The following is a 17,904-nucleotide window of genomic DNA, read 5'->3' on the forward strand; positions in this document are numbered from 1 at the left end:
TTGAAAATCCACACTTCCTTTCCCATATCGACGCGCGATTGAGGCAAATGAGGGGATCTCCCATGGTCTTGACCAGCAATGAGCAGACAGTGCGTTCCGGCTTCTGGCCGAAGCTCGGCAGGGTCGCGGCCTCGGTCCCCTTCGCCGAGGACGCTGTCGCCGCGTATTACTGCGCCTTCGACCGCGCCACGCCGCTCAAGGCGAAGGGCATTCTCCTCGGCGCGCTCGCCTATTTCGTGCTGCCCCTCGACGCCATTCCCGATTTCGCGCTCGGCCTCGGCTTCACCGACGACATGGCGGTGCTCGTCGCCGCCATCGGCATGATCCGCGCCCATATGAAGCCCGCCCATTACGACCGGGCGCGCGAGACCTTGGCGCGCCTCAAGCGTGGCGAGACGCTCGCCGACTGAGCAGTTCACCAATTTGGATCGCGGCCTTCGATGTCATTGTCCGGAATGACCTGCGGCTGGCGCTCGCGGCTGGTGTAGGGAGCCACATAGGCCAAATTGAGAGCGTGGCCGAAAAGCCTGGCGATTGCGTCCAGCGATGCGCCTATGCCAATTCTCGGTAAGCGCAGCCGTGGCAGGCTTGAGGAGCGGATGGATATCGGGGCAGTGGGAACGATGTCGGTCATGGCATCCTCCTGTGATTACAAGAATGACACCGCCTCCCACTCAGGTCCTTGGCTCGGACCTGAAAAGTTCTGAAAAGGCCCTGATGTTCGCCTTCAGGACCGACTTAGGTTATCCTCCCACCTAGGAACGGGTTCTCGGCAAATGGACTTGCAGTTTGGGAGCTATCGCCTGAAGCGTGCCGAACGGCTGCTGCTGGGGCCCAACGGGCCGGTGGAGCTTTCGGCGCGATCCTTCGACATCCTCGCTTTGTTGCTGGAGAGGCCTGACCAGGTAATCGGCAAAACTGAACTCTTCGATACGGTCTGGCCTGGCATGGTGGTGGAGGAGAACACGCTCCAGGTGCATATATCGGCGCTGCGCAAGGCGCTTGAGACCGGCATGATCATGACCGTGCACGGCCGCGGATACAAGTATGCCGGCCCGAGGCCTGTCTTGGCTCAGGCGACAAATGATGCGGCCGAGGCGGCAAGCGAGAAACCAATCTCGCACAAACCGTCCATAGCTGTCCTGCCCTTCGACAACATGAGCGGCGACCCGGAGCAGGATTATTTCAGCGACGGGATCACCGAAGACATCATCGCCGAACTTGGCAAGTTCAGGGAATTTCTGGTCATTGCGCGGAACTCGTCCTTCCGGTTCCGCGGCAAGGCGAATGATGTGGCCGAGGTGGCGAAGAAGCTTGGCGTCCAGTACGTCGTCGAAGGCAGCGTGCGCAAGATCGGCAATCGGGTCCGCGTCACCGTGCAGCTGATCGACGCCTCCTCAGCGGCCCATGTCTGGGGCGAGCACTACGACCGTGAACTCACCGACATTTTCGCCATCCAGGACGAAATCACCCAGATGATTGCGGCCCGCTTGGCCCGGCAGGCCAGAACCGCGATTGCGTCGCACGCCAGGGCCCGACCGACCGACAACATGTCGGCCTATGACCTTTACCTGCGGGCGCTGCAACTGGCAGCCACTTACGACACGGTTGACAAGGCGGAACCCTTTCTGCGCCAAGCCGTAAAGCTCGATCCCCGGTTTGCTGCGGCCCACGCCATGCTCGGCTTTGTCGAGTCCATCAAGTTCTACTGGGTCTACTGCAATCCGGATCATCTGCATGCCGGGTTGGAGATGGCAAAAACCGCATTGCAGCTTGACCCTGACGAAGCCTACGGACATCTGGCCACCGGCTTTGCTCTGTTGTATTTGCATCGATTCAGGCAGGCGGAAATCAGTCTTGACCGTGCGGTTGCCTTGAACCCGAACGACCCATTCATTCTGAGCATCCGCGCTCTTCTGCTCAATTACACGAACAGGCCGGAAGAGGGGCTTCGTGAAATATACGAAGCCCAGCGCCGTGACCCGTTCGCCTTGGGCTGGTACGAGGACTTTCGCGGCATCATACTGACGACGGCTGGACGATATCGCGAGGCAACAGCCTGCTACGCGAAAATGGAAGCTGTAACATCGTGGTCGCTCGCTCATCTCACGGTCTGCCATTTCGAGTTGGGCGAGATCAAGCAGGCGCAAGACACCCTGGCGAGGCTCAAGGCAAACTGGCCCGGACTCCTCATCGACGAGATCACTGATAATGAATTGGATTTCTTTGAGGACCCGGCGATCTGCAGCCGCTACCGCGAAGTTTTGAAGCGCGTCGAAAGGGAAGAATAAGCCTCACCCTTCGCATCATTTCGCTACGCCGGGGAAATTCCGCCGCTATCTGGGCAAAGCCGACATCGCCGGACTTGCCGCCGGTTCGACCTGGTAGCAAATGACCCAACTGAGACATTGCTATGCATGGTGATTACAGAATCATTCCGACATTCCGGCCTTCCGAAGGCCATCATAGAGGCGCTCGCGCTGCTTCAAAAACGTGGCATTGTCAGACTGTGATTTGGTTTCATCCTTAATCATCGAAATCGTTGTATTTGGTTCTAGCTTTTCGAATTCTGCCAATGCGTCGTGTGCCTCGGCAGAGCGACTTGTGAGCGCGTACGCCGCGGCAAGATGAAGGTAGGTTCCGGAGACCGTCCCACTTGCAGCAGCTGCCCTGTGGAGAGTGTCAATCGCCTCATTATCACGGCCAAGATAGAATTGAGCCCTGCCGATAAATGACAGCCAGTTGGCTAACGCTGGATCGCGCGGGCTGAGTCGCAGCGCCTTTTCTACATGCATAACCGTCTGTTCTGCGTGCCCCAATCGGATCTGCAGATTGCCGATCCATGCATAAGCCGGCGCAAGACTGGGATTAAGTGAAATAGCCATTTCAGCAGCATCCACGGCTTCCTCAGGCTTCTTCTCCAGCGTGAGAACGCTGCTCTTGATAAAATACGCTTGGGCGCTTTTCGGGTCGATTGACAGCGCCCTGTTGAGCAGCTCACGCGCCTGTTGCAGCTGCTCGTCGGGTTTATCGCACCAGTTGTTGAACATGTCATTTACATTGACTACCGCGAGCCCCAGCAGACCATTGAGGTTATCTTTCTCCTTCAGAAGCGACTGATTGAATAGCTGGCGCGCTTCGACGTTGTTCTCTCGCGACCTCGGTTTATTGAATATCGACAACCCCCTCAATGCGAGATCTACGGCGTCTGGATCATCTGGTCGTTCTTCAAGTCCACGGCGGCTTTCAACGTCTACCAACTCCAGATCAAGCGCTCGTGCAATCCGCCCGGTGACTTCGCTCTGCAGCTCGAAGAGATTTCCAAGGCTGTAGTCCAAACGGTCGGCCCAAAGTTGGCCACCGGTCTCTGCGTCTATCAGTTGCGCATCCACACGAACTTGATCATCACTTCGCTGGACACTGCCTTCGAGGAGGTACCGCACCCCTAACTCGGCGCCGACTTGCTTTGCATCAATAGCCTTTCCCTTGTAAGTGAAGGCAGAATTGCGCGCGATCACAAAAGCATCCGGAATTCTCGATAGATCGGTCGTCAAACCGTCGGTAATGCCGTCAGCAAAGTAATCTTGCTGCGAATCGTTGCTCAGGTTGGCAAACGGGAGAACAGCGATTGAATATCTGGGGGCGCTTTCACCAGACGTATGTCTGTTGCCCAGAAACTGCCAAAGGCCAACTCCAACGAGGGAAATTACTATAGCTGCTGCGGCGACCGCCCAACGGGCCCCAGTCTTACGAACGCTCAATCGATTTTGCGGCTCGGAGGTTTCCAGCGCAGAAATGGCCGCTTGATTTATTGAATATACCTGTACGGGGCGGGCGATGTTCTTTACCGTTTGCTCCCCGGCATTTTCGAAAGAATATGCAAGTTTCCCGTGGACTAAATCGCGAACCATGCCTGAGATACAAAGCCCACCTGGCCCAGCCAGACTCTCTAATCTTGCGGCGACATTGACTCCGTCTCCATAAATGTCATTTCCCTCAATAATAATATCCCCAAGGTTTACTCCCATTCGGAATTCAATTCGCTGGTCAGGCGGCAAACCGAGATTCCGATCGATCATTAATCTTTGAATCTCGACTGCACAGCGCACTGCTTCAACCGGACTGGCGAATTCAACAAGCAAACCGTCGCCAGTGGTCTTGACGAGACGACCGTGATGTTCAGATATTTTTGGATCAATAATGTCGCGTCGGTTCACGCTGAGACGACGGAGAGTGCCTTCCTCATCCAGTCCCATGAGCCTGCTGTAGCCGACGACATCAGCAATCAGGATGGCAGTGAGTCTGCGTTCCATGAGAGCCACCTCGACACAGAAGGTAGCGCCAATTTCCCGAAAATTCCATAAGATCAAGCGGGGCGCCGCAATGATCGCTTATGGCCCAGCGCGTCATTTCGCGGCGCTCCGGAATTTGGCCGGTATCGGGGCATGGCGGACTCTGGCGAGCCGCTCGGCCGGCAGATTTGTGGGTCAGGCGCGCTTCTGCACATCGCGCAGGACGGCGATGGCGCGCTCCGCCATCGCTGCCGGGACGAAGACATGATCGTGATGGAAGGCCGCGACCATGTTGCAGGGGATGCCATTAGCGGCAAGCGCGCCAGCGACCGCCGCAGTCAGTCCGACGCCATCGAGCGCCGAGAACACCGTGAGGACGATGCGACGCATCGGCATCGCGGTATCGAAGCTGAAGGCCGCGGCATCGGCGCGGGCGAGGATCAGCGTGGTGCCTTCTTCCTCCTTGATCCAGCCCTCGGCCAAGGGCAGCGCGCGCGACAGCACATCCGCATCCCTCGTCGTGCAGAAGACGAACTCGCCCGGCTCGAGGACCGGCGTCATGTTCGCCAGCATGGCCTGCGTATCGCGGATGACATCGGGCACGGTTGTTCTCTCTCTCTCAAGGCACCAGTATCGCTTTGCCCTTCACCTCGCGCCGGGCAATCGCCTTGAGCGCGCCGGCGATTTCCTCGAAACGATAGACGGCGTGGACATGAGGCCTGAGACGGCCCTCAGCCGCCCAGGCGAGCAGCTGGTCCATATTGGCGCGGTGGCGTTCCGGTTCGCGATCGATATGCGCGCCCCAGAAGACGCCCAATATATTGGCGCTCTTGAGCAGCACCAGATTGAGCGGCAGCTTCGGGATGCCGCCCTGCGCGAAGCCGACGACCAGATGGCGGCCGTTCCAGGCAAGCGCCCTCACGCCAAGCTCGGTGAAGTCGCCGCCCACCGGATCATAGACGACATCGACCCCGCCCGGCGCCAACGACTTCAGCGCCTCCTTCAGATTGCGTTCCGTGTAATTCACCAAATGATCGGCGCCGAGCTCCCGGCAGAAAGCCAGCTTGTCGTCGGACGAGGCGCAGGCGATCACCTCAGCGCCCAGGAGCTTGCCGATTTCGATCGCCGCCTGCCCCACGCCGCCCGAGGCGCCGAGCACGGCCAGCCTCTCGCCGGGCCTGATTTTTGCGCGATCCTTCAGCGCATGGAGCGTCGTGCCATAGGTGATGGAAAGGCCGGCCGCCGCCTCGTCACGGAGACTGTCGGGGATGCGCGCCAGTTTCGTTGCCGCCACGGCGATCTCGGCGCGCGCGCCGCCATGGCCGACATATCCCATCACGCGGTCGCCTTCCGTGAGGCCGCGCACCTCTGCGCCGGTTCTGCCGACGATGCCGGCAATCTCGCCGCCCGGCGAGAAGGGCAGGTCAGGCTTGATCTGGTATTTGCCCTCGATGATCAGCGTGTCGAAGAAATTGAGGCCGACCGCCTTGACCTTCACCACCACCTCATCGGGTCCGGGCTCCGGCGCTGCGATCTCCTCGACGATGAGCGTCTCCGGTCCGCCAAGGACCTTGCACAGGACCGCTTTCATCTTTTCCTCCGTGTGACCAAAAGCACACCCACCGCGCAGACGGCCATTCCAAGGATCTGTACGGGCGTCAATGTCTCGTCGAACAAACCCCAGGCCATAAGGGCGGCGACGCCGGGCACCAGGAAGATGAGGGCCGAGACCTTCGAGACATCACCATGCCTGATGAGCGCCATCAGGAGAAGAATGGCGCCGATCGACATCACGATCACCGACCAGCCGAGCGCGATCCAGGCATCGGCAGTCGCATCGAAGCGAAAACTCTCCGTCAGCAGGGCGCCGAGGAGAACGACGACGAGGGCTCCGGCATATTTCCAGGCCGTCCCGGCAAGGAGATCGACATGAGTGACGTAGCGCTTCTGATAGATGCTGCCGAGCGTCATCGACAGCGCGCCGAAGGTCATGGCGAGGATCGTGGCGGGGGTGATGCCGTGAACGGCCGCGAAGTCGAGCTTGGGGGCCAGCACCAGGCCGACGCCCGCCAGCGCGATGGCAAGGCCCAGCCAGTGGCGCAAGCTGATGCGTTCGCCGAGGAATCTTCCAGCGAGGAGCGCGGTGAAGATGGGCTGCAAACCGGCGATCAGGGCGGCGATGCCGGCCGGCAGGCCATGCGCCACAGCCCAATAGCAGGCACCCAGATAGCCGCCATGCAGCAAGGTCCCTGCAATGAAGGCGTATGACGCAGCGGAACGACCGGGCCAGCGCGCCTTGAAGGCGAACGCCAGGGCCACCAGCAGCAGGCCGGCAATGCTGAAACGGACGCTGAGGAACGTCAAAGGCTCGACATGGGGCGCCGACAGCCTTGCAACGATGAAGCCGGTTGCCCATATCACCACGAATGACGCGGACGCGGCGGCAATCCAGTTCGGCTGTGGTTTATCTGATGCCATAGTGTCGGGTCGGTCATTTTCGTGGAAGGCGGGAGAGTTGTATTGCCCGCCTTCTGAGAGTTTGGCGAGCAAGACTTGAGAAGGGCAGATATGTTCGATCCGCAAAAGCTTCTTGAACAGTTCCTGGGCGGCCAGGGACAGCAGCAGCAGGGCCAGAATGCCCCGGCCAAGAGCAGATCGGGATTCTCGCCCGACATGCTCAAGGGTCTCGCCGGCGGTGCCGCCGCGGGCGGCCTCGTCTCCATCCTCCTCGGCTCGAAAGGCGGGAAGAAGCTCGCGGGCAGCGCGCTCAAAGTGGGCGGCGTCGCGGTACTGGGCGGGCTCGCCTACAAGGCCTGGCAGAATTACCAGGCGACCAAGGGCGCCCAGTCGACGGTGCCGCCGGTGAACCAGCCGATGAAGGACATCACGCCCCAGGCCGAGGGCACCGTGTTCCTGCCGTCAGCCCCTCAGGAACGCAGCGAGTTGAGCCTCGTGCTGCTGCGCGCCATGATCGCTGCCGCCAAGGCCGACGGTCATATCGATGCTGCGGAACAGAAGGCGATCTTCGACAAGCTCGACGAATTCGCCCTCGACAATGACGCCAAGGCCTTCGTCATCGACGAATTGCGCAAGCCACTCGATATCGACGCGGTTGTGAAGGAAGCCACGAGCCCTGAGCGCGCCGTCGAAATCTACGCCGCATCCGTGCTCGCCATCGATCCCGACGATCCGGCCGAGCAGGCCTATCTGGCGATGCTGGCCTCGCGCCTCAAGCTCGATCCCGGCCTCAGGGCCAGCGTCGATGCGGAAGCGCGCAAGCTGTCCGTCGCGGGATAACGTCTAGCCCCAGCTCTATGCGGTTGCCCCCTCCCGCCTGCGGGAGGTGGGGAAAATGCCAGTCAATCCTGGGGATTGAAGTACGGGCGAGAGCCGCTGACCTTTCACCGAATCCTCGCCCCTGATATGGCTTGCGCATGACCGAACCGCGGCCGACCATTCCTTTCCTCGTTTTTGAAGCCATCCGGCGCCTGTTCGCCGATGAGGCCATTCCGCTGGCCGGCAATATCGCCTTCCGTGTCCTGTTCTCGATCTTTCCCTTCCTGATCTTCCTGACCGCCCTTGCGGGCTTCTTCGGCAGCGCCGATCTCGCCTCGCGCGTCGTGACCTATCTGTTGAGCGTGGCGCCCAAGGAATTCGTGGGGCCGATCGCGCCCGAGATCAATTCGCTGCTGACCCGGCCGCGCACCGGCCTCCTCAGCATATCGGCCGTCATCACCATATGGAGCGCCATGGGCGGCGTCGACAGCGTGCGCGTCGCGCTCAACCGCGCCTATGGCCTGACCGAGGACCGCAACGCCTTCCTGCTTTACGGCCTCATGGCGCTGTTCGTGGTGGGCTCGGCCGTGCTGCTGCTGGCGCTCGCGGTGCTCATTGTCTTCGCGCCGACCGCCATCCATTTCATCAGCATCTATGCGCCGGCCTTCGACGATCTCATCGCCACCTTTGACCGCTATCGCTATCCGCTGGCCCTCGTCATCATGGTGGTGGGCCTTTTCCTCGCCCATCTGATTCTCCCCGCGAGGCGCGTGAAGCTCTATTACCTGATGCCCGGCGTCATCCTCACCGTCTGCGTCTGGCTCATCCTCTCCAGCGTCTATTCGTATTTCCTCGCCAATTTCGCGACCTTTGCCTCGACCTATGTCGGCCTGTCCGGTCTCTTCGCGGCGATGTTCCTGATCTATCTCTCCGCCCTGGCCCTCATCCTCGGCGGCGAGCTCAACCGCGTCATCGTGCTGGCGCGCAAATACAACAAGGAAGCCTCAACCGAGGCGGCGGATCTGAGCAAGGAGTGAGGCTTTCTCATCCGCGTCGAGATCGCGCCAGTCGCGATCCTCGAGGCCGGCGGCAATCGCCCACAACAGATTGAGCGACGCCTTGTCCTTCACCCGCCGATAGGCCTTGGCGGCACCCAGCAGGCGCAATTCGGCGATGGTCCTGATGCCGGCTTCGGCCAGCATCATCGCCGATTTGGGGCCGAGATTACGCAGTCGCGCGACCGGCATTCGGTCTTCGCTCATGACCTGCCCCTCCAAATATTCCCCCTCTCCCGCCTGCGGGAGAGGGTGCCCGATAGGGCGGGTGAGGGTGCTCGATCCAACAACGCATCCTCTGTGAGGCTTCTCGCGCCCAGCGCGAAGTACACCCTCATCCGGCGCTTCGCGCCACCTTCTCCCGCAAGCGGGAGAAGGGGGGTTCAAATGAGCGCCGCCTCGATCGCATCCTCGAAGGTCTTGAGGCCTGTGCGCGGCGCCGACACCAGCACCGCCATATTGCCGGGCCGGTGCTCGTTCTTCCACATCTTCATATGCGCCTTGGGGATGTCGCTCCAGGCATAAACCTCCGACATGCAGGGATCGATGCGTTGCGCCTGCACCAGCTTGTTGGCATTGGCGGCCTGCATGAGATTGGCGAAATGCGAGCCCTGCACGCGCTTCTGATGCATCCACAGATAGCGCGCATCCATGGTCAGATTGTAGCCGGTTGTGCCGGCGCAGATGACCACCATGCCGCCGCGCTTCACCACCAGCACCGAGACCGGGAAGGTTGATTCGCCCGGATGCTCGAACACCATGTCGACATTGTTGCCTTTGCCGGTGAGGTTCCAGATCGCCTTGCCGAAATCGCGCGCGTTCTTCAGCCATTCATTGTAGTCGGGCGTGCCGACCTTCGGCATCTCGCCCCAGCATTTGAAGTTCTTGCGGTTGATGACGCCCCTGGCGCCGAGCGACATGACGAACTCCGCCTTGTCGTCATCCGAGATGACGCCGATGGCATTGGCGCCGGCGGTGGCGATGAGCTGCACCGCCATCGAGCCGAGGCCGCCCGAGGCGCCCCACACCAGCACATTCTGTCCCGGCTTCAGCGTATGCGGCCGGTGCCCGAACAGCATGCGATAGGCGGTAGCAAGGGTCAGCGTGTAGCAGGCCGACTCTTCCCAGGTGAGATGCCGCGGGCGCGGCAACAACTGGCGCGCCTGGACGCGGGCGAATTGCGCAAACGAGCCGTCCGGTGTCTCATAGCCCCAGATGCGCTGGGAGGGCGAGAACATCGGATCGCCGCCATTGCATTCCTCGTCATCACCATCGTCCTGGTTACAGTGGATGACGACCTCATCGCCCACCGCCCAGCGTTTCACTTTCGAGCCGACGGCATAGACAATGCCGGACGCGTCGGAGCCCGCGATGTGATAGGGATTCTTGTGGCCGTCGATCGGCGAGATCGGCTTGCCGAGCGCCGCCCATACGCCGTTGTAATTGACGCCGGCCGCCATCACGAGCACCAGCACCTCGTCTTCACCGATCGTCCAGGTGGGCACGACCTCGATCTGCATGGCGCTGTCCGGCGGCCCGTGCCGCTCCTGGCGGATGGTCCAGGCATACATCTTCGCCGGCACGTGGCCCAGCGGCGGGATTTCACCGATCTCGTAAAGATCCTTCACCGGCTGGTTGGCATTGGCTGGCGCGCTGACATTCGTCTTGGGCTTGGCGCTCATGGGTATTCCTCCGTTCCCCAATTCAGCGATGAGGCTATGTCATTTCGCATTGCAACAAAAGCACATTGCGTCTGCTCACAGCCCCATCATGACAGTTTGCCGCAGTTTTGGGCAGAAGCCGGATTAACGACTTTCTCAACCCGGACTTTACGCAACCGGGCGTCGAGTTGATAATCTCATGGATAGTCTGGGTTGGCGCATGTCAGATCTCCTTACCCATTTATGGACATGGCTTGGTGCGCCACTGGCAGATGGCGACGCATTTTTCTTTCTGTGCCTGCTGCTGTTTGCCACCATGATTCTCAATTTCCTGACCGGTGTCTCAGATCTGCCGAGCATGGTCGGCAATTTTTGCTCCCTGGCGGTGGGTGCGACCCTGGGGCTCTTCTTGTTCCCCAACTGGTCACCGCCCCTCGATCTTGTCACCAACGGCATTCTCGCCATGTTTTCGGGCATGACCGTCATGGGACTGGTCAATATGGCGTTGCTCCGGCGCCTCTGAATCGACAGAGGCTTGTTGCGCCGCAACATAAGCCATGCTTTCATGCCGGGTATGACGCGTGACCGCCCCTGGATCTTCCGCACCTATGCCGGCCATTCGACTGCGGCCGAAAGCAACCGTTTGTTCCGCACCAATCTCGCCAAGGGCCAGACGGGCCTGTCGGTCGCATTCGATCTGCCGACCCAGACCGGCTATGACAGCGACCATATCCTGGCGCGCGGCGAGGTCGGCAAGGTCGGCGTGCCCGTCTCGCATCTGGGCGACATGCGGACACTCTTCGAAGGCATCCCGCTCGCCTCGATGAACACCTCGATGACGATCAATGCGACGGCGGCCTGGCTGCTGGCGCTTTATGTCGCCGCCGCCGATGAGCAAGGCTCGGCCCGCGCAAGCCTTTCCGGCACCACCCAGAACGACATCATCAAGGAATATCTCTCGCGCGGCACCTATGTGTTCCCGCCCAAGCCGTCGATGCGGCTCATCACCGACACCATCGCCTTCTCGGCCGCCGAACTGCCGAAATGGAATCCGATGAATGTCTGCTCCTATCATCTGCAGGAAGCGGGCGCCACGCCGGTGCAGGAATTGAGCTTTGCGCTCGCAACCGCCATTGCGGTGCTCGACGGCGTCAAGGCCAGCGGCACGATCCCTGCGGACGAATTCCCCGAGGTCGTCGGCCGCATATCCTTCTTCGTCAATGCCGGCATCCGCTTCATCACCGAAATCTGCAAGATGCGGGCCTTCACCGAATTGTGGGATGAGATCTGCCGCGAGCGCTATGGCGTCAAGGACGAGAAGCTGCGCCGCTTCCGCTATGGCGTGCAGGTGAATTCGCTGGGCCTCACCGAGCAGCAGCCCGAGAACAATGTCTATCGCATCCTGCTCGAGATGCTGGCGGTGGTGCTGTCGAAGAATGCCCGCGCCCGCGCCGTGCAGCTTCCCGCCTGGAACGAGGCGCTGGGCCTGCCGCGTCCCTGGGACCAGCAGTGGTCTTTGCGCATGCAGCAGATCGTCGCCTATGAATCCGATCTTCTCGATTATGGCGACATCTTCGACGGTTCGAAGGAGATCGAGACGAAGGTCGAGCAGTTGAAGATCGAGGCGCGTCTCGAGCTCGACCGCGTGCTCGCGATGGGCGGAGCTATCGCCGCGATCGAGACCGGCTATATGAAAAAGGCGCTGGTCGACTCCAACGCGTTGCGCCTCATCGCCATCGAGGCGGGCGAGACCAAGGTCGTCGGTGTCAACGCTTTCACGTCGAGTGAGCCCTCGCCGCTCGCCTCCGAGGACGGCGAGTCGATTCTCACCGTTCCCGAGACGGTCGAATATGAGCAGATCGAAAAACTGAAGGCCTGGCGCAGCGCCCGCGATACCAAGGCGGTAGCCGCGACGCTCAAGGCGCTCGAAGCGGCGGCGCGCGAGGGCCGCAATGTCATGGAGCCCTCCATCGCCTGCGCCCGCGCCGGCGTCACCACCGGCGAATGGGGCGAGACCCTGCGCCGCGTCTTCGGCGAATATCGCGCCCCCACCGGCGTCACGCTTCTGATGCGCGGCGATGCCTCGCAATCGATCGCCGAGGTTAGGCAACAAGTCGAAGCGCTCGCCGCCAAGCTCGGCGCGACGCCGAAATTCCTGGTCGGCAAGCCTGGTCTCGACGGCCATTCCAACGGCGCCGAACAGATCGCCGTGCGCGCCGCCGATTGCGGCTTCGAGGTTTCCTATGATGGCATCCGCCTGACGCCGGAACAGATCGTAGGCGCCGCCCTCGAGCAAAAGGTGAATGTCGTCGGCCTCTCGATCCTCTCGGGCTCGCATGTGCCTTTGGTGCGCGATGTGATGAACCGCATGCGCGCTGCGGGCCTCGGCCATGTGCCGGTGGTGGCGGGCGGCATCATTCCTCCCGAGGATGTGCTGGTGCTCAAGCAACTGGGTGTCGCCCAGGTCTATACGCCCAAGGACTTCGACCTGAACCGGATCATGAGCGATCTCGTTATACTCATCGATGCGCGCGCCAGCGAGCAGGCGGCGTGAGGCGTCCGAGCAATCTGCGCTTCAGACTTTGGCTTATGCGCGATTTCGTCCGACGCAATCGCAACGTCCTCATTTTTGTCTGTCTCGGGGCCGCCCTCATGGGCGTGTGGTTCACCAATGAGCCGGTCTCGACGCAGATTGTCGAAGGCCGGTTCGCCCGCTGGGCCGCCATATCCCATCAAGGAGGGCCACCCTTGGTCAAGGTTTTCGTCGACCTTCCCGATGGCCAAACAATCATGGTCGAGGGTTGGAATGGTTGGCAGCCGCCCGCAACGGGCGACGTAATCTCTCTTTATGAACATTCGCTTCTCTGGTTCGGCGAGAACTACAGCCTCGCCCCCGCAAGATAGCTTGGGGTGGATGGCACTAGCGATCTTTGCGGAATCCGGTTTTCATCCGGCTGAAGCGGCTTTACTGTGCCGGCACCTTCCATGTCCTCCATCCTCACCACTATCCTGCCCGTCTTCGGCCTGATCGCACTCGGCTTCATCTGCGCGCGCACCAGGTTCATCGGCCCGGCCGCCGGCCAGGGGCTGAGCCAGGTGGTGTTCAACCTCGCCATGCCGGCGCTTCTGTTCCGCACCGTGGCGGTGATCGACCAGCAGAGCCTGTCGCCCTGGCCGCTCTGGGCCGCTCTGTTCGGCGGCATCGCGATCGTGTGGATCGCCACCACCCTCATTGCCCGCACCACGAACCTGATCGAGGCGGCGCCCGCTTCCGCCGCCATGGGGGCGAGCTTCGGCAATCTGGCGATGCTGGGCTTCCCGCTGGCGCTCGCCCATTTCGGCGACCGCGCCGCGCTGCCCGTTGGCCTCATCCTCTCGATCCACGCCCCCATGCTGTGGCTCGCCGCTGTGATCCATATCGAAGCCTCGGGGCAAGGCCGGCTCCCCTCCGTTATGGCGGTGCTGCGGCAACTGGCGACCCAGCTCATCCGCAACCCGATCGTTGTCGCTTTGCTTCTCGGCACCCTGTGGCGGGTCACGGGCCTGGGTCTCCATCCGGTGCCCGACCGCTTTCTCGAGATGCTGGGCGAGGCGGGCGTGCCGATGGCACTGGTGGCGTTGGGATTGTCGCTCGCCGGTTACAGCCTGAAGGGCCAGTGGCACGCCATCTTCACGCTCATGACACTCAAGCTCATCTGTCTGCCGGTGGTCGTCTGGCTGATCGCGCGCTACGTGGTCGGGCTTGATCCGTTCTGGACCCATATCGCGCTGATGCTCGCCGCCATGCCGACCGGGGCCAATGCCTATCTGTTCGCGCAGCGCTACGATACCGGCACCGCCGCCGTTTCGGGCGCCATCGCGCTCGGCACCGCTTTGTCGCTTTTATCCCTGAGCGGTCTCTTCCTGCTCATGGATGCCGGGCTCATCTAGTTGGACCTTGGTCCATCGCGCCGGCCGCCACGGATGAGACTAGTCTAGTCTTGCCCAGATTGAGCTTCACAAGGGCGCAAGCCTCATGCCGGACAAGACGGTAATCGGTGAATTTCTCGCGGCCCATGGCGGACCGTTCTTTGAGTTGCAGCGCCGCCTTGGCCTGCTGCAGGAACAGGCGCTCAAGGTGGAGCGGCGCGCTGTCATCTTTGTCGGCCTCGCCTGGGGCGTCCCCGCTCTGTTGAGCATCATCGAGGGCAATCTGGTCCGGGGTGCCGGAACGCCCTTTCTCTTTGATCCCGGCGTCTGGACGCGCTTCTTCATTGCCGTGGGCGCCTTCGTCCTCGCCGAGCGTCAGGTCGAGGTGCAACTGCGCGCCACCCTGGCGCAGTTCACCCGCGCGCCGCTGATCGCGCCGGACTCGACCGCCAAGGCGGCGGCGCTCGTTACGACTGCCCTGAGGCGGCGCAATTCAGGCCTCGCCGAGGCGGTTTGCCTGGCGCTCGCCGCCCTCGCCTCTCTCCTGTCCTACTTCAACCTGGCGAATAGCGACACCGCCGCCTGGGCGCTGCGCGGTCCACCGGGCGACGGCGGCCTCACGCTCGCCGGATGGTGGTGCCTGGTGGTGAGCAGTCCGATCTTCTGGTTCCTGCTGGCCCGCGGCCTGTGGCGCCATCTCGTCTGGGCCATGCTGCTCCGTGGCCTGTCGCGCCAGAAGCTGAGACTGGTGGCGACGCATCCCGACGGCAAGGCCGGCCTGGCTTTTATCGGCCGCTATCCCAATGCCTATGCGGTTTTCATGTTCGGCATGAGCTGCGTCGTCGGCGCGGCGCTTGCCCATTTCCTCCAGAAGAACACTCTGGCGATCTCGACCTATGGCTATGCCATGGCGGCCTGGCTGATCATCGTGCTCGGGCTGTTCGCATTGCCGCTGCTCGTCTTTACACCACCTTTGTCGGCGCTCAAGGCCAGGACGCTCGCCGCCAGCGGCGCCCAGGCGACGCGCGCCTTGCGGCTCGCCGAGCGCAAGCTGCTCGGCGTCAATGTCGCCGTTCCCGAAGCCGAGGACGGGAAGGCGCCGGAAGAGATCGCCGATCCCAGCAAGCATTATGAGGCGGCGCGCAAATTGTCGGTCTTCCTGCTCAGCCGGTCGGCTCTTGTGCCGCTGGGCGCGGCGGCGCTGCTGCCGCTCGCCGCCGCCGGCGCGACCCTGCTGCCCTATAAGGAGCTCTTGTCGGTCGTGAAAAAGCTGCTTCTACTTTGAGACTTATCTCGGGATGAGCGCCCAATAGTCGAACTCGAGGATCATGCCCGGCTCCTCGGCCGTCGCGTCCGCCACCGGGAAATCGCCGCAGGGCAGGTCGCGCGTCGCCCTTGTGCGGATGCGCAAGGCGCCGACATCGGACTGCGCCGGCACATCGGCGGTCTCGATAACTTCAGACCAGGCGAAGACCGTGCCGCCGGCAAAAAGCGGCGCCACATGGCGTCCGCTGTTGATGGCGGCGACATGGAAGGCGTTGCCGAGACCGTTGAAGGAAAGCGCGCGGGCAAGCGAGATGACATGGCCGCCATAGATGAGCCGGCGGCCGAAGCGGCCCTTGGCCTCGCTGAACTGGTTGAAATGCACCTTGGCGGTGTTCTGATAGAGCCGCGTCGCCAGCATATGCTCGGCCTCTTCGACCGTCATGCCGTCGACATGATCGATGCGCTCGCCGGCTTTGTAATCCTTGAAGCGATGCGACGAGCCCGAGAGCGCCTCGTCCCACAATTTGCCGGCGATCTTGGGACAACCGGCGCCCAACACCGAAGTCGACACCGCCGGCGCCAGGTCCGGCACCCGCGTTTCCGGCGCATCCGCCGCCTCGTCGCGCTTCCTCACCATCACCCAGCGCACATAACTCAGCACCGGCTCACCCGCCTGGTTGAAGCCGGTCGAGCGCACATAGACCGTGCCGGTCTTCCGGTTGGAATTCTCCTTGAGCCCGATGACTTCGGACTGAGCCCTGAGCGTGTCGCCCGGATAGACGGGCTTCAGGAACTGGCCTTCGGCATAACCGAGATTGGCCACGGCATTGAGCGAGATGTCGGGCACCGTCTTGCCGAAGACGATGTGAAAGACGAGGAGATCATCGACAGGAGCCTGGGCATAGCCGATGGCGCGGGCGAACTCGTCCGAGGACTGGACTGCGAAACGCGGCCCGTAGAGCGCCGTATAGAGCGCCTGGTCGCCCGCCGTCAGCGTGCGCGGCGTAGCATGCCGGATAACCTGGCCGATACGGAAATCCTCGAAGAACTTGCCCTGATTGGTCTTGCTGTCAGTCATCGCGATTCACCTCTTCGAGATACTGGCGGAGGGAATGGACATGCATCCACAGATGCATATCGTATCTCGCCCGCAAGGCCGCAAGCGCATCCTTTCGACCGCCGCCGTCACGGATCCTCCTCACGTCGCTCAGCTCGATGAGAATATCCGCCAGATCGTCGATCGCGTCGGCGACGGCGACCTCTCCCTCGACTCCATCCTGCATGACGGGATGAAGCGCCACCCAATAGCACCCGAGAGGGGGATAGCGCTCTTTGACGGCGTCATAGACCTGGCGATAGTCAAGTCGTGGCGAATCCGATTCGCCCGTTTTGCCATCCGGAGTTTCCGGGCTGGTGAAGTGAATAGCATAGGCCAGCGTATCGAGAGCGCGAATGAGCCTCGAAATGTCGCCGGGCAGATCGTTGCTGCCGGATATCTCTCCGGCGAGCAGATCGGCGACCTCCAAGGGGTCAATCAGACTGGACGAAGTCACGTCGCTATCGCCTCCGAAATGGCGACGACGCGCTCGGCCATCGCCAGATGCAGGCGCTCCACCATGCGGCCATCGACGGTGATGACGCCCTTGCCGGCATGTTCCGGCAGAGTGAAGGCCTGGATGACCTTGCGCGACCACTGGACCTCGTCGGCGCCCGGCGAGAAAATCTCGTTGCAGGGCTCGACCTGCGAGGGATGGATCAGCGTCTTGCCGTCCATGCCGAGCGTGCGGCCCTGCTCGCATTCGGCGCGGAAGCCCCTGTCATCCTTGAAGTCGTTGTAGACGCCGTCAATGACATCGAGGCCGAAGGCGCGGGCCGCCAGCACGCTCATCGCGAGCCAGGGAACGATGGCGAAACGGTCGCCCAGAGCACGGGCGCGCGATTCCTTGAGCAGGTCGTTGGTGCCGAGCACCAGGCAGGAGAAACGCTGATCCGCATCGGCCGCCGCGCCGGCGATGTCGCGGGCGTTGAGGATGGCGAGCGGCGTCTCCATCATCGCCCACAGCCGTGTCCTGGCGGGAGCACCGCACGCTTTCAGCACCTTGGCGGCGCTGATGATGTCGCCAGGATGCGAGACCTTGGGCACCAGGATCGCATCGGGCCCAGCCGAAGCCGCGGCCTTGAGGTCGTCCATGCCCCAGCCTGTTTCCAGCGCATTGACGCGGATTACGAGCTCGCGCCGGTTATAGCCGCCGCTTTTCACCGCCTGGACCACTTTGTCGCGGGCCTGGGATTTGGCCTCCGGGGCGACCGAATCCTCAAGATCGAGGATGAACGCGTCGGCGGCAATCGAGCGGGCCTTCTCCAGCGCCCGGTCATTGGCGCCCGGCATATAGAGAACACTGCGGCGAGGTCTGATCGTCATGGTCACCTTTCGCTGACTTTTGC

The 17,904-nt window shown here is 62.0% G+C and carries 19 protein-coding genes; 9 read left to right on the forward strand and 10 right to left on the reverse strand.

Features of this window, described 5'->3' with window-relative positions; genetic code table 11:
* The first annotated feature begins 62 nt into the window (after positions 1-62).
* On the forward strand, positions 63-410 hold the full coding sequence (locus G5V57_RS10355; RefSeq protein ID WP_371744762.1) for a YkvA family protein: 348 nt from the start codon (positions 63-65) through the stop codon (positions 408-410).
* Between the two features lie 5 nt (positions 411-415).
* On the opposite strand, the gene G5V57_RS10360 is transcribed toward G5V57_RS10355, so the two are convergent.
* The gene (locus G5V57_RS10360) at positions 416-634 is read right to left on the reverse strand and encodes a hypothetical protein (protein ID WP_165167422.1); all 219 of its coding nucleotides are present in this window, start codon (positions 632-634) and stop codon (positions 416-418) included.
* 142 nt (positions 635-776) lie between these two features.
* On the opposite strand from G5V57_RS10360, the gene G5V57_RS10365 reads away from it, so the two are divergent.
* Positions 777-2,291, forward strand: a complete 1,515-nt coding sequence (locus G5V57_RS10365) for a winged helix-turn-helix domain-containing tetratricopeptide repeat protein (RefSeq protein ID WP_165167423.1) — start codon at positions 777-779, stop codon at positions 2,289-2,291.
* Between the two features lie 141 nt (positions 2,292-2,432).
* Here the strand turns inward: G5V57_RS10365 and G5V57_RS10370 are convergent, their stop codons facing one another.
* The 4 genes from G5V57_RS10370 to G5V57_RS10385 form a co-directional block, all read right to left on the reverse strand.
* Positions 2,433-4,313, reverse strand: a complete 1,881-nt coding sequence (locus G5V57_RS10370; protein ID WP_165167424.1) for an adenylate/guanylate cyclase domain-containing protein — start codon at positions 4,311-4,313, stop codon at positions 2,433-2,435.
* Between the two features lie 174 nt (positions 4,314-4,487).
* Positions 4,488-4,895, reverse strand: coding sequence for an ACT domain-containing protein (locus G5V57_RS10375; protein WP_246737588.1), 408 nt, complete (start codon positions 4,893-4,895; stop codon positions 4,488-4,490).
* Positions 4,896-4,911: 16 nt separating this feature from the next.
* The gene (locus G5V57_RS10380) at positions 4,912-5,883 is read right to left on the reverse strand and encodes an NADPH:quinone oxidoreductase family protein (protein WP_165167425.1); all 972 of its coding nucleotides are present in this window, start codon (positions 5,881-5,883) and stop codon (positions 4,912-4,914) included.
* A complete protein-coding gene (locus G5V57_RS10385) occupies positions 5,880-6,770 on the reverse strand; it encodes a DMT family transporter (protein ID WP_165167426.1) in 891 nt (296 codons plus the stop codon). The genes G5V57_RS10380 and G5V57_RS10385 overlap by 4 nt, the downstream gene beginning before the upstream one ends.
* Before the next feature lie 90 nt (positions 6,771-6,860).
* On the opposite strand from G5V57_RS10385, the gene G5V57_RS10390 reads away from it, so the two are divergent.
* Positions 6,861-7,589, forward strand: coding sequence for a tellurite resistance TerB family protein (locus G5V57_RS10390; RefSeq protein ID WP_165167427.1), 729 nt, complete (start codon positions 6,861-6,863; stop codon positions 7,587-7,589).
* Positions 7,590-7,726: 137 nt separating this feature from the next.
* Entirely contained in the window at positions 7,727-8,605 is an 879-nt protein-coding gene (locus G5V57_RS10395) for a YihY/virulence factor BrkB family protein (protein ID WP_165167428.1), read from the forward strand.
* Here G5V57_RS10395 and G5V57_RS10400 read toward each other — a convergent pair.
* Both G5V57_RS10400 and ccrA read right to left on the reverse strand, forming a co-directional pair.
* The gene (locus G5V57_RS10400; RefSeq protein WP_165167429.1) at positions 8,573-8,830 is read right to left on the reverse strand and encodes a TfoX/Sxy family protein; all 258 of its coding nucleotides are present in this window, start codon (positions 8,828-8,830) and stop codon (positions 8,573-8,575) included. The two genes, G5V57_RS10395 and G5V57_RS10400, sit on opposite strands and share 33 nt — an antisense overlap.
* 176 nt (positions 8,831-9,006) lie before the next feature.
* Positions 9,007-10,305: a crotonyl-CoA carboxylase/reductase gene (gene ccrA / locus G5V57_RS10405; RefSeq protein ID WP_165167430.1), complete on the reverse strand. Its 1,299-nt coding sequence runs from the start codon at positions 10,303-10,305 to the stop codon at positions 9,007-9,009.
* A 178-nt stretch (positions 10,306-10,483) separates the two neighbouring features.
* Here ccrA and G5V57_RS10410 point away from each other — a divergent pair, with 178 nt between their 5' ends.
* From G5V57_RS10410 to G5V57_RS10430, 5 genes are all read left to right on the forward strand, one after another.
* Positions 10,484-10,807 carry a hypothetical protein gene (locus tag G5V57_RS10410; protein WP_165167431.1) on the forward strand — a complete coding sequence of 108 codons (324 nt, stop codon included), beginning with the start codon at positions 10,484-10,486 and terminating at the stop codon, positions 10,805-10,807.
* 42 nt (positions 10,808-10,849) lie between these two features.
* Positions 10,850-12,838: a protein meaA gene (locus tag G5V57_RS10415; RefSeq protein WP_206530241.1), complete on the forward strand. Its 1,989-nt coding sequence runs from the start codon at positions 10,850-10,852 to the stop codon at positions 12,836-12,838.
* A 35-nt stretch (positions 12,839-12,873) separates the two neighbouring features.
* The gene (locus G5V57_RS10420; RefSeq protein ID WP_165167433.1) at positions 12,874-13,188 is read left to right on the forward strand and encodes a hypothetical protein; all 315 of its coding nucleotides are present in this window, start codon (positions 12,874-12,876) and stop codon (positions 13,186-13,188) included.
* Positions 13,189-13,269: 81 nt separating this feature from the next.
* Positions 13,270-14,214 carry an AEC family transporter gene (locus tag G5V57_RS10425; protein ID WP_165167434.1) on the forward strand — a complete coding sequence of 315 codons (945 nt, stop codon included), beginning with the start codon at positions 13,270-13,272 and terminating at the stop codon, positions 14,212-14,214.
* 85 nt (positions 14,215-14,299) lie between these two features.
* Positions 14,300-15,478: a hypothetical protein gene (locus tag G5V57_RS10430; RefSeq protein WP_165167435.1), complete on the forward strand. Its 1,179-nt coding sequence runs from the start codon at positions 14,300-14,302 to the stop codon at positions 15,476-15,478.
* 3 nt (positions 15,479-15,481) lie between these two features.
* On the opposite strand, the gene G5V57_RS10435 is transcribed toward G5V57_RS10430, so the two are convergent.
* Genes G5V57_RS10435 through G5V57_RS10445 form a run of 3 tightly spaced genes read right to left on the reverse strand, consistent with a single transcriptional unit; the run spans position 15,482 to position 17,881 of the window.
* A complete protein-coding gene (locus tag G5V57_RS10435; protein ID WP_165167436.1) occupies positions 15,482-16,537 on the reverse strand; it encodes a MaoC family dehydratase in 1,056 nt (351 codons plus the stop codon).
* The gene (locus G5V57_RS10440) at positions 16,530-17,012 is read right to left on the reverse strand and encodes a hypothetical protein (RefSeq protein WP_165167437.1); all 483 of its coding nucleotides are present in this window, start codon (positions 17,010-17,012) and stop codon (positions 16,530-16,532) included. Before G5V57_RS10440 ends, G5V57_RS10435 begins: the two co-directional genes overlap by 8 nt.
* Positions 17,009-17,881, reverse strand: a complete 873-nt coding sequence (locus tag G5V57_RS10445; RefSeq protein ID WP_165167438.1) for a CoA ester lyase — start codon at positions 17,879-17,881, stop codon at positions 17,009-17,011. Before G5V57_RS10445 ends, G5V57_RS10440 begins: the two co-directional genes overlap by 4 nt.
* Positions 17,882-17,904: the final 23 nt, after the last annotated feature.

Source organism: Nordella sp. HKS 07 (genome assembly GCF_011046735.1).
Taxonomy (GTDB): Bacteria; Pseudomonadota; Alphaproteobacteria; order Rhizobiales; family Aestuariivirgaceae; genus Taklimakanibacter.

Coding starts and splice junctions, on each gene's coding strand:
- G5V57_RS10390 (WP_165167427.1), top strand. CDS start 6,861: ATGTTCGATCCGCAAAAGCTTCTTGAACAGTTCCTGGGCGGCCAGGGA.
- G5V57_RS10380 (WP_165167425.1), bottom strand. CDS start 5,883: ATGAAAGCGGTCCTGTGCAAGGTCCTTGGCGGACCGGAGACGCTCATC.
- G5V57_RS10365 (WP_165167423.1), top strand. CDS start 777: ATGGACTTGCAGTTTGGGAGCTATCGCCTGAAGCGTGCCGAACGGCTG.
- G5V57_RS10385 (WP_165167426.1), bottom strand. CDS start 6,770: ATGGCATCAGATAAACCACAGCCGAACTGGATTGCCGCCGCGTCCGCG.
- G5V57_RS10445 (WP_165167438.1), bottom strand. CDS start 17,881: ATGACGATCAGACCTCGCCGCAGTGTTCTCTATATGCCGGGCGCCAAT.
- G5V57_RS10400 (WP_165167429.1), bottom strand. CDS start 8,830: ATGAGCGAAGACCGAATGCCGGTCGCGCGACTGCGTAATCTCGGCCCC.
- G5V57_RS10370 (WP_165167424.1), bottom strand. CDS start 4,313: ATGGAACGCAGACTCACTGCCATCCTGATTGCTGATGTCGTCGGCTAC.
- G5V57_RS10420 (WP_165167433.1), top strand. CDS start 12,874: ATGCGCGATTTCGTCCGACGCAATCGCAACGTCCTCATTTTTGTCTGT.
- G5V57_RS10355 (WP_371744762.1), top strand. CDS start 63: ATGGTCTTGACCAGCAATGAGCAGACAGTGCGTTCCGGCTTCTGGCCG.
- G5V57_RS10435 (WP_165167436.1), bottom strand. CDS start 16,537: ATGACTGACAGCAAGACCAATCAGGGCAAGTTCTTCGAGGATTTCCGT.
- G5V57_RS10360 (WP_165167422.1), bottom strand. CDS start 634: ATGACCGACATCGTTCCCACTGCCCCGATATCCATCCGCTCCTCAAGC.
- G5V57_RS10395 (WP_165167428.1), top strand. CDS start 7,727: ATGACCGAACCGCGGCCGACCATTCCTTTCCTCGTTTTTGAAGCCATC.
- ccrA (WP_165167430.1), bottom strand. CDS start 10,305: ATGAGCGCCAAGCCCAAGACGAATGTCAGCGCGCCAGCCAATGCCAAC.
- G5V57_RS10425 (WP_165167434.1), top strand. CDS start 13,270: ATGTCCTCCATCCTCACCACTATCCTGCCCGTCTTCGGCCTGATCGCA.
- G5V57_RS10415 (WP_206530241.1), top strand. CDS start 10,850: ATGCCGGGTATGACGCGTGACCGCCCCTGGATCTTCCGCACCTATGCC.
- G5V57_RS10430 (WP_165167435.1), top strand. CDS start 14,300: ATGCCGGACAAGACGGTAATCGGTGAATTTCTCGCGGCCCATGGCGGA.
- G5V57_RS10410 (WP_165167431.1), top strand. CDS start 10,484: ATGGATAGTCTGGGTTGGCGCATGTCAGATCTCCTTACCCATTTATGG.